Consider the following 12,092-nt stretch of genomic DNA (forward strand, 5'->3'; position numbering starts at 1 on the left):
AAAACGTTAATGGTGCCCATGTCGGCTTCCACCTCCAGTCTGGTGCAGTTATCCAACGTCCGCATCGACCGGAGCGGACGCACGATCCTGCGCGACGTGTCGCTGCAGGTGCCCAAGGGCAGCATCACCGCGGTGCTCGGTCCGTCCGGCAGCGGCAAGTCGACCCTGCTGGCGGCGCTGACCGGCGAACTGCGCCCGGTCGCCGGCGAGGTCACCCTGTTCGGCAAGCCGATCCCGCATGACAGCGGCGCGCTGCTGGAAATGCGCAAGAGCGTGGGCGTGCTGTTGCAGGGCAACGGCCTGCTGACCGACCTCACCGTGGCCGAGAACGTCGCCCTGCCGCTGCGTACGCACACCCGCCTGCCGACCGCCGTGCTGCGCCGGCTGGTGCAGATGAAGCTGCATGCGGTGGGCCTGCTGGCCGCCGCCGATGCCTGGCCGCGCGAGCTGTCCGGTGGCATGGCGCGCCGTGTGGCGCTGGCCCGTGCACTGGCGCTGGACCCGCCGCTGATGATCTACGACGAGCCGCTGACCGGGCTGGACCCGATCGCCTCGGGGGTGATCATGAGCCTGATCCAGCGCCTCAACCACAGCCTGGGCCTGACCAGCATCATCGTCAGCCACCACGTGCACGAGACCCTGCCGATCTGCGACCAGGTGATCGCGATCGCCAATGGCGGCATCGTGTTCCAGGGCACGCCCGAGGCACTGCAGTCCAGCCAGGACCCGCTGCTGCGGCAGTTCCTGCACGGCCAGCCCGATGGCCCGATTCCGTTCGATGCCGCGCCACGCGCGAGGGTTGCCTGATGCCGTTCGTCCAAGCCACCCGCTCGCTTGGCCGCGCCGGCCTGTTCTCGCTGACCGTGCTGCGCGGTTCGCTGCCCACGCGTGATTTCCTGGCCGAGCTGACCCGCGAGATCTACAAGATCGGCGCGCGCTCGCTGCCGATCATCGCCGTCGGCGGTGCCTTCGTCGGCCTGGTGCTGACCCTGCAGGGCTACCGCACGCTGACCACCTTCGGCGCGGCCGACGCGCTGTCGACCCTGCTCGGCCTGTCGCTGTACCGCGAGCTGGCACCGGTGCTGACCGCGCTGCTGTTCATCGGCCGCGCCGGCAGCTCGATCGCCGCCGAACTGGGCCTGATGCGTGCCACCGACCAGATCAAGGCGCTGGAGCTGATGGCGATCGATCCGGTAGCCAAGGCGGTGGCGCCGCGCTTCTGGGCGGCGGTGCTGACTGTGCCGTTGCTGACCGGCATCTTCTGTTCGCTGGCGATCAGCGCCAGCTACTTCGAAGCCGTGCACGTGCTGGGCCTGGACAACGGCGTGTTCTGGTCGGCGCTGCGCAACAGCGTGGATTTCTGGGACGACTTCGGCGTGGCGATGCTGAAGTCGGCGATCTTCGGCGGCACTGCCGCGCTGGTGGCCGCCTATGTTGGTTTCCACGCCGAGCCGACCATTGAAGGCACTTCGGTGGCGACCACCCGTGCGGTGGTCAACGCCTCGCTGCTGGTGCTGATGTTCAACTTCGTGCTGTCGGCAATGTTGTTCACCTAACCCCTCCACCGGCGGTGCGCAGGCGCGCGCGGCCACCACGACTCGATCAGGTAATCCACATGGCCATCCGCGGTCCCAGACTTGAATTCTCTGTCGGCGCCTTCCTGCTGCTGGCTCTGGCCTCGTTGCTGGTGCTGGCCGTGGCCTCGACCAACCAGCGCTGGAGCTGGGGCAGTGAGGGCTATGACCTGAAGGCGCGCTTCTCCCAGGTCGGCCAGCTGCGCAAGCAGGCGCCGGTGAAGATCGGCGGCGTGACCGTCGGCCAGGTCGCTTCGATCGACCTGGACCCGGTGAAGTTCGAATCCATCGTGACGCTGCGCATGGACAGCAAGGTCAAGGACCTGCCGGCGGACACCTCGGCCGGCATCTTCACCAGTGGTTTGCTCGGCGAGAGCTATATCGGTCTGCAGCCGGGCGGTGACCCGGACGTGCTGAAGGCCGGCGACGAGATCGTCTTCACCCAGCCGGCCGTGGACCTGATCCAGCTGGTCGGCAAGTACATGTTCAGTGGCGGCGCCGGTGGCGGCACTGCTCAGAAGCCCAACGATGGCGCGCAGGCGCCTGCAACGGAACCGCAACCATGAAAATGAAACTGATCCCGGCCCTGCTCGCCTCGGCGCTGCTGGCAGCCACCCCGTTCCTGGCCCAGGCCCAGGCCGCCGCACCTGCCGCTGCCGCAACGCAGAGCCAGGCCGGCAAGGTGGTGATCGATGCCAGCAGCCGCATCCTGTCCACGCTGCAGCAGCGCAAGAGCGAGTTCACCAGCAACCCGGCCAGCCTGCGCAGCTACATCGACAGCGAACTGACCCGCACCTTCGACCGCGACTACGCCGCGCGTCTGGTGCTGGGCCCGCACGCCCGCGGCGCTTCCGACGCCGACATCAAGCTGTTCGCCGATGCGATGGCCGACAGCCTGATGCAGCGCTACGGCTCGACCCTGCTCAACATCCAGGGCAAGCCAAGCTTCCGCCTGAAGGGTGAAAGCCCGCTGCCGGGCAATCGTGGCGTGCGTGTCAGCACCGAACTGGTGCGCGCCGGCAACGAGCCGACTCCGGTCGAGTACTGGATGCGCAACGTGAACGGCCAGTGGAAGATCTTCGACGTCAACATTGAAGGCATTTCCTACGTGCAGACCTTCCGCAACCAATTCGATACCCCGCTGCGCCAGAAGGGCATCAAGCAGGTGGCCAGCGAACTGCACAGCGGCAGCATGCAGGCCGGGCCCGCGGGCAATGGCAAGTAACGCACTGGCACTGCTGGAAGGCGACACCCTGCGCCTGCGCGGGGTGCTCGACCGTGCCGCGGTGATCTCGCTGTGGCCGCAGCTGCAGGCCCTGCCGGCAAAGCTGTCACGGCTGGAGCTGGGCGAGGTGGACCGCGTGGACAGCGCCGGCCTGGCGCTGCTGGCCGAGCTGGCGGCACGCGCGCGCAGGAGCGGTCACCCACTGGTCGTCTCCGGCGCGCCGGCCGGCTACAACGAGCTGAGCGCAGCCTACCGGCTGTCGCCCGATCTGGATTTCAACGCTACTTCTGCTGCGAGCTGACATGAACGTCGTACGCACTCTCCCCTTGATCGTCCTGGCCGCCGCGCTGACCGCCTGCGCCGGCAAGCCCGCACGCAGCGATGCACCGGCAGCCAGTACCGTGGTCCCGGCCAGCACCGTCGCCGAGGCCTCCGCCCCCACCGCCGATACCGCTACGATTGATGCCGCGCCGGCCGCAGCCGTGGTTGCCGCCCCTGCACCGGCCACGCCACCCTCCGTACCGGCCCGCGGCGCCGACACCGATGCGGCCAGGGCCGCAGCGGCGACCGCCCCCGGTGGTGATGACGACTTCGATGCCCTCTATGGCGGCAGCGGCAACACCGGCAGTGCGGCAGCCTACGACCCATGGGAACCGTTCAACCGCAAGGTGCACAAGTTCAACAACGCGGTCGACCGCGGCATTGCCCGTCCGCTGGCCACGGCCTACACCCACGTAGTGCCGCGCTTCGCCCGCACCGGCGTCAGCAACTTCTTCAGCAACCTGCGGGCACCGGTGACCATCACCAACCAGCTGCTGCAGGGCCGCGGTGCCGATGCCTGGGACAGCCTCGGCCGCTTTCTGATGAACAGCACGCTGGGCATCGGTGGCCTGTTCGATCCGGCCAGCAAGGCGATGGTGCCGCGCCGCAATGAAGACTTCGGCCAGACCCTGGGTGCGTGGGGCTGGCGGCGTTCGCGCTACGTGGAACTGCCGTTCTTCGGCCCGCGCACCGTACGCGATGTATTCGGCCTGGCCGGTGACATTCCGCTGTCGCCGATCCGCCGCATCGAGGAGGACAAGGTCCGCATCGGCCTGCAGGGCCTGCAGCTGGTGGATACCCGCGCGCAGCTGCTGGCGGTCGACGACCTGCGTGACACCGCCGTAGACGAGTACTCGCTGGTACGCGATGCGTGGATGCAGCGCCGCAACTACCAGATCGAGAACGATCTGCGCAGCAAGCGCGACCGTGGCCACGACGATGCCAATTCTCCGATCCCGGTCGATGCCATGCCGATGCCGAACTGGAGCAACTGATCGCTGCAGCCCGTGCATGAAAAAACCCCGCCTCGGCGGGGTTTTTCTTTCCGGCAGATGCCAACCTCGGTTGGCACGCTTTCCTCAGGCCGCCAGCGCGGCCTCGATGGCGTCGCGCAGGCGCGCGTCATCGGCAGCCACGTCCGGGGCGAAGCGGGCGATGACCTCGCCGTCGCGGCCAACTAGGAACTTCTCGAAGTTCCACAGCACTGCCGGCGCTGCGTGGATCGGAATCTCCTTGCTCGCCAGGCGCTCACGCAGCGGACCCTCGCCGATCGAATGCGGCTGGGCGGCGGTCAGCTGCTGATACAGCGGGTGGGTGTCGTCACCGGCCACGCTGATCTTGGAGAACATCGGGAAGCTGACGTCGTAGGTAAGCTGACAGAACTGCTGGATTTCCGCCTCGCTGCCCGGCTCCTGGCCGAGGAAGTTGTTGGCGGGGAAGCCCAGCACTTCCAGGCCCTGCGCGTGCTTTTCCGAATACAGCGCCTGCAGGCCTTCGTACTGCGGGGTCAGGCCGCACTTGGAGGCGACGTTGACCAGCAGCAGCACCTTGCCCTGGTAGTCGGCAAGCGAGGACGGCTGGCCGTCGATGGTGGTGAGGGAAATGTCCTGGATCGGGGTGCTCACGTGGGGCTCCGGCAACAGCGGGAAATGGCCCACCAGCATAGCGCTGTGCACGCGGTTGTAGAGCCGAGCCTACGCTCGGCTGCTGTGGCATCAGCCGAGCGTGGGCTCGGCTCTACAGGCAGGATTCAATCCACGCAGATCGTGCCCTGCGCCTTGCCGTCATCAATGCGCTGGCGGCAACCGAAGTTCTGGCGCACGTCGCGCTGGCAGGTACCGGTGACGGCACTGCCGGCGGCCACGTCGCCCGTGGCCAGGCACTGGCCGCTGCAGTCGCTCTTGCGGCTGCAGGCCTTGCCGGCGTCGGCATAGGGAATCACGCACTGCTCGCGCTGCAGCCGGCCGAGCCGCTGCAGGGTGCCACCGGCGGCCTGGCAGTCCACGTCGCGCGCTTCGCGGTACGCCTCGTCCGCTTCGGGGGTGCTGGAGGCGGCCTGCGTGGTCGTGTCCACGGTCGTTGGCGTGCTGCTGCAGGCGGCGAGCAGCGCGGTCAGGACAAGGCTGGTGAAGCGGGGCAGGCGCATGGCGGTACCTGGTCGAAGCGGACAGGCCGCCAGCATACCCATCGGCGATGCAGGCGGCGTGTCAGTGTGGCTCAGGCCTCGTCGCCCTCGCCGTCACTGCCTTCCTCCTCGGCCACCGCATCACCCTCGGCCAGGTCGCCGAGCAGCGACTGCGCCTGTTCGGACGCCAGCGACTCCACGCCACGCAGGCGGCGTTCGATGGTACGGGTCTTGCGGCTGGCCTCCCCGATGCTGCGGCCAACGGTAGTGATCTGCTTCTCGGCCTTTTCCAGGATGCCGGCGAACTTCCCGAACTCGCTCTTGACCGCACCCAGCAGGCCCCACACTTCGCTGGATCGCTTTTCAATGGCCAGGGTGCGGAAGCCCATCTGCAGGCTGTTGAGCAACGCGGTGACCGTGGTCGGTCCGGCCACCACCACACGGTGCTCGCGCTGCAGCAGGTCGACCAGGCCCGGGCGCCGGATCACCTCGGCATACAGGCCTTCGGTGGGCAGGAACATCACCGCGAAGTCCGTGGTGTGCGGTGGCACGATGTACTTGTCGCAGATCGACTTGGCCTGCACGCGCACCGCGCGCTCCAGCTGGATGCCCTGCAGGCGCACGCCCTCGGCATCGCCCTGTTCCTGTGCGTCCAGCAGGCGCTCGTAATCCTCGCGCGGGAACTTGGAGTCGATCGGCAGCCACACCGGCGTGTCGTCGCTGCTGCGGCCCGGCAGGCGCACGGCGATATCGACCATCTCGCCACTATCCGGGCGCACCCTCACCGCACGCGCGTACTGCTCCTGGGTGAGTGTCTGCTCGAGGATGTTCTCCAGTTGCACTTCGCCCCAGCTGCCGCGGTTCTTGACGTTGGTCAGCACGCGCTTGAGGTCGCCCACGCCGGTGGCCAGCTGCTGCATCTCGCCGAGGCCACGCTGCACCTGTTCCAGGCGCTCGGAGACCAGCTTGAAGGAGTTGCCCAGCCGCGTTTCCAGCGTCGACTGCAGCTTCTCGTCCACGGTGTGGCGCATCTGCTCCAGCTTCTGGGCGTTGTCGTTCTGCAGCGCGCGCAGCTGTTCCTCCAGCGTGGCACGCATCTCGGCGATGCGCTGCTCGTTGCGCTGGGTCAGTTCCTGCAGGCGCAGGCCCAGACTGTCGGTCAGGCGCTGCTGCGACTGCGCGCCCTCCTCGCGGCCCTTGCGTGCATCGTCCACCAGGGTCTGGCGCAGCGCCCCGAGCTGGGTATCGGTACGCGCAGTGAGCTCCTGCAGCTGCTGGCCAAACGCATGGATGCGTGCCTCCTGCTGCTGGCCGAAGGTCTCCAGCTGGCCGCGCAGTTCCTGCAGCCGCTGCCCCATCAACGCTGCGCCGCGCTGCTGGCTGTCGGCCACTTCAGCGCGGGCTTTGCGGGCATCTTCGCCCAGCGCTTCGCGCAGCAGGTCCAGGCGCTGGTCGGTGCGGGTGGACAGATCGGTCAGCGCGCGGGCGAAGCCATCGAGCTGTTCGCGCAGTTCGCTGCGCCCGGCGCGGGCCTCCTCGCGCACGGCCTGTTCCAGGCGGTCATGCGGCGGACGGCGCAGCAGGGCGACCAGTTGCAGGATGAGCACGGCCAATAGAAGGCCGGCAATGAGCAGGTATTCGGTTTGCATGGGGCAAGTGTAGGCTGGCCGAGTCTCAGCTGCTGCGTCAGGACCATGCTCGCTCTGTACGGAAAGCCCACCTCCATCAATGTGCGCAAGGTGCTATGGCTGTGCGCCGGTCTGGACTTGCCCCTGCACCACGAACCGGCCCCCCCGCCGGACCTGCTGGCCACGCTGAACCCCAACCGGCAGGTGCCGGTGCTGCGCGATGGCGACTTCGTACTGTGGGAATCCAACAGCATCTGCCGCTACCTTGCCGCGCGCGCCGGACGCGAGGATCTGCTGCCACGTGCGGCGCAGGCCCGTGCGCGGGTAGAGCAGTGGATGGACTGGCAGGCCAGCGATCTCAACAGTGCCTGGCGCCACGTGTTCATGGCGCGCGTGCGCCAGCATCCGGACTATCCGGACGATGCCCGCGCCGAGGCCAGCCTGGCGCAGTGGAACCGGCTGATGGGTGTGCTTGAAGCCCAGCTGGCCGCCACCGATGCCTATGTGGCGGGCAGCACCTTCACCCTTGCAGATATCGTGCTGGGGCTGTCGACCCAACGCTGGCGCAGCACGCCGGGCAGCAAGCCCGCGCTGCCCCACCTCGTCGCATGGTTCGAGCGCCTGCGAGAGCAGCCCGGTTTCGCCGAACACGTCGACAACGGCGTGGCGTGAGCGGTGGCTCCCGCAGCTGTTGGTAGGTGTCGACCCTGGTCGACACGGCTGATCCACGCCATGTGTGGATGAAGCTCCGTAGAGCCGAGCCTATGCTCGGCTGACGCCCACGCGCGAACGGCAGCCGAGCGTGGGCTCGGCTCTACAGGAGCCTTACCAGCCTTCCAGCACGATCTTGCCCTTGGCGCGATGGCTCTCCAGCAGCGCATGGGCACGGCGCAGGTTGGCCGCGTCGATGCGCCCGAAGTGCTCGCCCAGCGTGGTCTGCAGCACGCCGGCATCGATCAGCTCGGCCACCCGGTTCAACAGGTCGTGCTGGCGCTGCATGTCCACCGTCCGGTACAGCGGGCGGGTGAACATCGATTCCCAGTGCAGTGACAACGCCTTGCGCTTGAGCGCCATCACATCCACCTGGCCCGGGTCATCGATCAGGCCGAACTGCCCTTGCGGCGCCAGCAGCTCCACGATCTGCGCGTAGTGCTGGTCGGAATGGGTCAGGCTGGCCACGTGCTGCACCTCGCTGATGCCCAGCCGCGCCAGGCCCTCGGCCAGTGGCAGGCGGTGGTCGATCACATGGTGGGCGCCCATCGCATACACCCAGTCCTGGGTCTCCGGGCGCGAGGCGGTGCCGATCACGGTCAGCCTGGTGAGCTTCCGCGCCAACTGCACCAGGATCGAGCCGACACCACCGGCAGCGCCGATCACCAGCAGGGTCTGGCCTTCGCCCCCGTCCTCGGGAATGCGCAGGCGGTCGAACAGCAGCTCCCAGGCGGTGATCGCGGTCAGCGGCAGTGCGGCGGCAGCGGCGTCATCGAGGCTGGCCGGCTTGCGGCCGACGCTGCGTTCGTCCACCAACTGGTACTGGGCATTGCTGCCCGGGCGATCGATGACGCCAGCGTAGTAGACCGCATCGCCGGGCTGGAACAGGCTCACCTCGCTGCCCACCGCATCGACGATGCCGACCGCATCCCAACCCAGCACGCGCGGGCCGTCGGTGGCGACGCCTCGGCGGACCTTGGTGTCGACGGGGTTCACCGCCACTGCGCGCACCGCCACGCGCAGGTCGCGCGGGCCGGGCTGCGGCAACTCCAGTTCGAGGTCGATCAGGGCCTGGGGATCATCGATCGGCAGGCCGGCTTGGGTGTAGGCAATGGCGCGCATGGCAGCGGTCCAGTGGGGGAGGAGGCGACAGGTTGCGCCGCGCGCGGTCCCTCGGAAAGGCGCAGAATCGGGCAGCACTTTCACTCTGGCGATGAAGATGATCCGTTTCGACGATCTGCAGCTGTTCGTCCGCACTGCTGCGCTGGGCAGCTTTTCGCAAGCGGCCCGCGAGGCCGACCTGCTGCCGGGGCAGGTCGCCGCGGCGGTGGCGCGGCTGGAACGCGAGCTGGACCTGCGCCTGTTCGTGCGCACCACCCGCAGCCTGCGCCTGACCGGCGAGGGCGCGCTGTACCTGCCCTACGCACAGGACGTGCTGGCCACCCTGCGCGAGGGCCAGGCGCGCGTGCAGGCCGAGGACGCCGAACTGCACGGCACCCTGCAGCTGTCGGCGCCGTCGGACTTGGGCCGCAACCTGCTGCTGCCCTGGCTGAGCGCGTTCCGCGCGGCCCATCCCCGGCTGCGCCTGCACCTGCGCCTGTCCGATGAAGTGGCCGATGTGTTCCGCGACCCGGTCGACGTGGCCATCCGCATCGGCCACTTCGACGGCGCCAACTACGTCGCCCTGCCCCTGCTGGAAGGCAATCGGCGCGTACTGGCGGCCTCGCCCGATTACCTGCAGCGACGGGGCACGCCGGTGCGCCTGGACGAACTGCGTGAGCACGATTGCCTGGTCTACCAGCTCAGCGGTCGTGCCTACGATCGCTGGTCTTTCGACGTCGATGGGCGTCGTACCGTGGTTGCCGTGCGCGGCCCCCTGGTCTGCGACGACGCCGATGTTGTAAGGCGCTGGGCCGTGGCCGGCGAAGGCATCACCTACAAGTCCTGGCTGGACCTGCGCGAGGACGTGCTGGCCGGGCGCCTGCAGCTGCTGCTGGGCGGTGTCGGCAGCGACATCCCGTTGCAGCTGGTGTGCCCGCACCGCAAGCAGTTCTCACCCGCGGTGCGGCAGCTGCACGCGCAGCTGCGCCAGCACCTGCAACCGCTGCTGTCTGGCATGCCGGTTGGCCCCACCGGCCCCCTGTCCTCCGCCGTGGTGCTGGCCGACAATGGCGGCCCCGCGTAAGAGAGAACACCGCCATGCCGTGGATGGGCATCCAGGACCTGTGGACGTTTCTGGTCGCCGTGCTGGTGTTTCTCGCCCTGCCCGGCCCCGGCACCTTCACCCTGCTGACCGCCACCGGCCGTGGCGGCGTGCGTGGCGGCTACACCGCATTGGCCGGCCTGCTGGTCGGCGACCAGATCCTGATGTGGCTGGCGCTGGCCGGCGTGGCCGCACTGCTCAAGGCCAACCCGCTGGTGTTCCACGCCGTGCAGTACCTGGGTGCGGCCTACCTGGTGTGGGTGGGCATCAGCCTGCTCCGCACGCCCAAGCACGAGGGCGGTGATGCTGGTCCGATCCGCATGCAGCCGGGCCGCTACTTCCAGCAGGCGATCCTGGTCAGCCTGCTCAACCCGAAGGCGATCCTGTTCTACATGGCCTTCCTGCCGCTGTTCATCGATCCGAAGGCGCACCAGGGCATCGCGACCTTCGCGGCCCTGGCCGGCATCATCCTGGTGGTCAGCATCGCCTACTGCTCGATGCTGATCGGCGCGGGCAACCTGGCCCGCCGCCGGTTGATCCAGCACCCGCGAATCAGCGATGCGCTGCGCCGCGTGACCGGCCTGTTCCTGGTGGGGTTCGGCATCCGGCTGGGGTTGAATGGATGAACGGGCGGCTGCCGCTGCTCGGCCTGGCCCTGCTGTTCGCCGGCACCGCCTCTGGCGCCCCGGCCTGCTTTATGCCGATTCCGGCAGTCTGGTCGCGGTGCAGCGCGCGCGCCGGCAATCATGACCCCCGTCAGTGGTAATGCTGCGCTGCGTTCGGTCACACTCGGGAACTTGTCGTTCTAAGTCACCCCTTCCGAGGCCTGCATGTCCCTGTTCCGGCGCAAGTCCCTAGATTCCGTCACCGTCCACGAAGCCGGCAGGCGCCTGATCCCGACGCTCAGCTGGCCGCACCTGATCGCGCTGGGCATCGGCGCCATCGTCGGTACCGGCATCTACACGCTGATCGGCGTCGGTGCCAACCTGGCTGGCCCGGCCGTGCTGATCTCCTTCGCCATCGCCGGTGCGGTCTGTGCCTGCGCGGCGCTGTCCTACGCCGAGCTGTCGACGATGATGCCCGCCGCCGGCAGTGCCTACACCTACAGCTACAGTGCGCTGGGCGAGGTGTTCGCTTGGGTGGTGGGCTGGAGCCTGATCCTGGAGTACTCGCTGGTGGTGAGTACGGTGGCGGTGGGCTGGTCCGGCTACTTCGTCGGCTTCCTCGAATGGGTCCACACCCAGTTCGGCTGGAACGTGCACCTGCCGGCCTGGCTGGCGGCCGGCCCGCACGTGGAAGGCGGCATGATCAACCTGCCGGCGATCATCATCACCTGGCTGGTGGCCGGCATGCTGATGGCCGGCACCAAGGAAAGCGCCACACTCAACGCCATCCTGGTGGTGTTCAAGCTGATCGCGCTGGCCATCTTCGTGGCCGTGGCCCTGCCCGCGTTCGACAGCGCCAACCTGCAGCCGTTCATGCCGTACGGCTTCGCCAAGTCGATGGGCCCCGACGGCGTCGAGCACGGCGTGATGGCGGCAGCGGCGATCATCTTCTTCGCCTTCTACGGCTTCGATGCGATCTCCACCGCCGCCGAGGAAACCAAGAACCCGGGCCGCGACCTGTCGATCGGCATCATCGGTTCGATGATCGGCTGCACCATCGTCTACGTGCTGGTGGCGCTGGCCGCCGTGGGTGCGATGAGCTACGCGGTGTTCGGCCACAGCGCCGAGCCGCTGGCGCTGATCATGCGCCAGCTGGGCCATCCGACCGCGGCGATGGTGATCGGCGTGATCGCGATCATCGCCCTGCCGACCGTGCTGCTGGCCTTCCTGTACGGCCAGAGCCGCATCTTCTTCGTGATGAGCCGCGACGGCCTGCTGCCGCGTCGCCTGTCCAAGGTGAACGCACGTACCGGCACGCCGGTGGCAACCACGCTGTTCACTGCGGTCGTGGTTTCCGCGCTGGCCGGCGTGGCGCGCCTGGACGAGATTGCCGCACTGGCCAACGCCGGTACCCTGGCCGCGTTCACTGCGGTAGGCATCTGCCTGGTGGTGCTGCGGCTGCGCGAGCCGGACCGCGCGCGCACGTTCCGCACGCCGCTGGCCTTCGTGGTTGGCCCGCTGGCCGCGCTGGGTTGCATCTACCTGTTCATCAGCCTGCCGCACACCACCCAGCTGTACTTCCTGTTGTGGAACGTGGCCGGCCTGGTGCTGTACCTGCTGTACAGCCGACGCCATGCGCTGATCGCGAAATAGACCGATCACCGGTAGTGGCGGGCGCCCGCCCGCCCCCCCCCCCCGCC

14 protein-coding genes are annotated in these 12,092 nt (G+C 68.3%); 10 read left to right on the forward strand and 4 right to left on the reverse strand.

From position 1 onward, the window contains the following. The first annotated feature begins 18 nt into the window (after positions 1-18). The 6 genes from O0J15_RS15385 to O0J15_RS15410 are packed head-to-tail and all read left to right on the forward strand — an operon-like array spanning position 19 to position 4,115. A complete protein-coding gene (locus tag O0J15_RS15385) occupies positions 19-807 on the forward strand; it encodes an ABC transporter ATP-binding protein (protein WP_010487485.1) in 789 nt (262 codons plus the stop codon). Next, entirely contained in the window at positions 807-1,556 is a 750-nt protein-coding gene (locus tag O0J15_RS15390; protein WP_005414955.1) for an MlaE family lipid ABC transporter permease subunit, read from the forward strand. Before O0J15_RS15385 ends, O0J15_RS15390 begins: the two co-directional genes overlap by 1 nt. A gap of 59 nt (positions 1,557-1,615) precedes the next feature. Further along, the gene (gene mlaD / locus O0J15_RS15395; RefSeq protein ID WP_021203289.1) at positions 1,616-2,140 is read left to right on the forward strand and encodes an outer membrane lipid asymmetry maintenance protein MlaD; all 525 of its coding nucleotides are present in this window, start codon (positions 1,616-1,618) and stop codon (positions 2,138-2,140) included. Then, entirely contained in the window at positions 2,137-2,799 is a 663-nt protein-coding gene (locus O0J15_RS15400; RefSeq protein ID WP_021203288.1) for a phospholipid-binding protein MlaC, read from the forward strand. The genes mlaD and O0J15_RS15400 overlap by 4 nt, the downstream gene beginning before the upstream one ends. Further along, a complete protein-coding gene (locus tag O0J15_RS15405; protein WP_021203287.1) occupies positions 2,789-3,100 on the forward strand; it encodes a lipid asymmetry maintenance protein MlaB in 312 nt (103 codons plus the stop codon). Before O0J15_RS15400 ends, O0J15_RS15405 begins: the two co-directional genes overlap by 11 nt. A 1-nt stretch (position 3,101) precedes the next feature. Beyond that, positions 3,102-4,115 (forward strand): VacJ family lipoprotein, encoded by a 1,014-nt coding sequence (locus tag O0J15_RS15410; protein WP_180833046.1) that lies wholly within the window; start codon positions 3,102-3,104, stop codon positions 4,113-4,115. Positions 4,116-4,199: 84 nt separating this feature from the next. Here O0J15_RS15410 and O0J15_RS15415 read toward each other — a convergent pair whose 3' ends face one another. From O0J15_RS15415 to rmuC, 3 genes are all read right to left on the reverse strand, one after another. Next, positions 4,200-4,745, reverse strand: coding sequence for a glutathione peroxidase (locus O0J15_RS15415; RefSeq protein WP_308305900.1), 546 nt, complete (start codon positions 4,743-4,745; stop codon positions 4,200-4,202). Between the two features lie 125 nt (positions 4,746-4,870). After that, positions 4,871-5,266, reverse strand: coding sequence for a hypothetical protein (locus O0J15_RS15420; protein ID WP_019658780.1), 396 nt, complete (start codon positions 5,264-5,266; stop codon positions 4,871-4,873). 71 nt (positions 5,267-5,337) lie between these two features. Further along, positions 5,338-6,894, reverse strand: a complete 1,557-nt coding sequence (gene rmuC, locus O0J15_RS15425) for a DNA recombination protein RmuC (protein ID WP_019658781.1) — start codon at positions 6,892-6,894, stop codon at positions 5,338-5,340. Between the two features lie 45 nt (positions 6,895-6,939). Between rmuC and O0J15_RS15430 the strand changes: the two genes are divergently transcribed. After that, positions 6,940-7,545, forward strand: coding sequence for a glutathione S-transferase family protein (locus O0J15_RS15430; RefSeq protein ID WP_111099194.1), 606 nt, complete (start codon positions 6,940-6,942; stop codon positions 7,543-7,545). A 153-nt stretch (positions 7,546-7,698) separates the two neighbouring features. Here O0J15_RS15430 and O0J15_RS15435 read toward each other — a convergent pair whose 3' ends face one another. After that, positions 7,699-8,706 (reverse strand): zinc-binding alcohol dehydrogenase family protein, encoded by a 1,008-nt coding sequence (locus O0J15_RS15435; protein WP_155030385.1) that lies wholly within the window; start codon positions 8,704-8,706, stop codon positions 7,699-7,701. A gap of 91 nt (positions 8,707-8,797) precedes the next feature. On the opposite strand from O0J15_RS15435, the gene O0J15_RS15440 reads away from it, so the two are divergent. From O0J15_RS15440 to O0J15_RS15450, 3 genes are all read left to right on the forward strand, one after another. Continuing rightward, positions 8,798-9,769 (forward strand): LysR family transcriptional regulator, encoded by a 972-nt coding sequence (locus O0J15_RS15440; RefSeq protein WP_155030386.1) that lies wholly within the window; start codon positions 8,798-8,800, stop codon positions 9,767-9,769. Positions 9,770-9,783: 14 nt separating this feature from the next. Continuing rightward, complete coding sequence (gene leuE, locus O0J15_RS15445; protein WP_308305901.1) at positions 9,784-10,413, forward strand: leucine efflux protein LeuE; 630 nt, start codon at positions 9,784-9,786, stop codon at positions 10,411-10,413. A 204-nt stretch (positions 10,414-10,617) separates the two neighbouring features. Further along, positions 10,618-12,045 carry an amino acid permease gene (locus tag O0J15_RS15450; protein WP_019658787.1) on the forward strand — a complete coding sequence of 476 codons (1,428 nt, stop codon included), beginning with the start codon at positions 10,618-10,620 and terminating at the stop codon, positions 12,043-12,045. The last annotated feature ends 47 nt before the right edge of the window (positions 12,046-12,092 follow it).

Origin of the sequence: Stenotrophomonas sp. Sm10, assembly GCF_030985515.1 — a bacterium.
GTDB lineage: Bacteria > Pseudomonadota > Gammaproteobacteria > Xanthomonadales > Xanthomonadaceae > Stenotrophomonas > Stenotrophomonas hibiscicola.

Coding starts and splice junctions, on each gene's coding strand:
- O0J15_RS15430 (WP_111099194.1), top strand. CDS start 6,940: ATGCTCGCTCTGTACGGAAAGCCCACCTCCATCAATGTGCGCAAGGTG.
- O0J15_RS15450 (WP_019658787.1), top strand. CDS start 10,618: ATGTCCCTGTTCCGGCGCAAGTCCCTAGATTCCGTCACCGTCCACGAA.
- O0J15_RS15440 (WP_155030386.1), top strand. CDS start 8,798: ATGAAGATGATCCGTTTCGACGATCTGCAGCTGTTCGTCCGCACTGCT.
- leuE (WP_308305901.1), top strand. CDS start 9,784: ATGCCGTGGATGGGCATCCAGGACCTGTGGACGTTTCTGGTCGCCGTG.
- O0J15_RS15400 (WP_021203288.1), top strand. CDS start 2,137: ATGAAAATGAAACTGATCCCGGCCCTGCTCGCCTCGGCGCTGCTGGCA.
- rmuC (WP_019658781.1), bottom strand. CDS start 6,894: ATGCAAACCGAATACCTGCTCATTGCCGGCCTTCTATTGGCCGTGCTC.
- O0J15_RS15405 (WP_021203287.1), top strand. CDS start 2,789: ATGGCAAGTAACGCACTGGCACTGCTGGAAGGCGACACCCTGCGCCTG.
- mlaD (WP_021203289.1), top strand. CDS start 1,616: ATGGCCATCCGCGGTCCCAGACTTGAATTCTCTGTCGGCGCCTTCCTG.
- O0J15_RS15410 (WP_180833046.1), top strand. CDS start 3,102: ATGAACGTCGTACGCACTCTCCCCTTGATCGTCCTGGCCGCCGCGCTG.
- O0J15_RS15385 (WP_010487485.1), top strand. CDS start 19: ATGTCGGCTTCCACCTCCAGTCTGGTGCAGTTATCCAACGTCCGCATC.
- O0J15_RS15390 (WP_005414955.1), top strand. CDS start 807: ATGCCGTTCGTCCAAGCCACCCGCTCGCTTGGCCGCGCCGGCCTGTTC.
- O0J15_RS15420 (WP_019658780.1), bottom strand. CDS start 5,266: ATGCGCCTGCCCCGCTTCACCAGCCTTGTCCTGACCGCGCTGCTCGCC.
- O0J15_RS15435 (WP_155030385.1), bottom strand. CDS start 8,706: ATGCGCGCCATTGCCTACACCCAAGCCGGCCTGCCGATCGATGATCCC.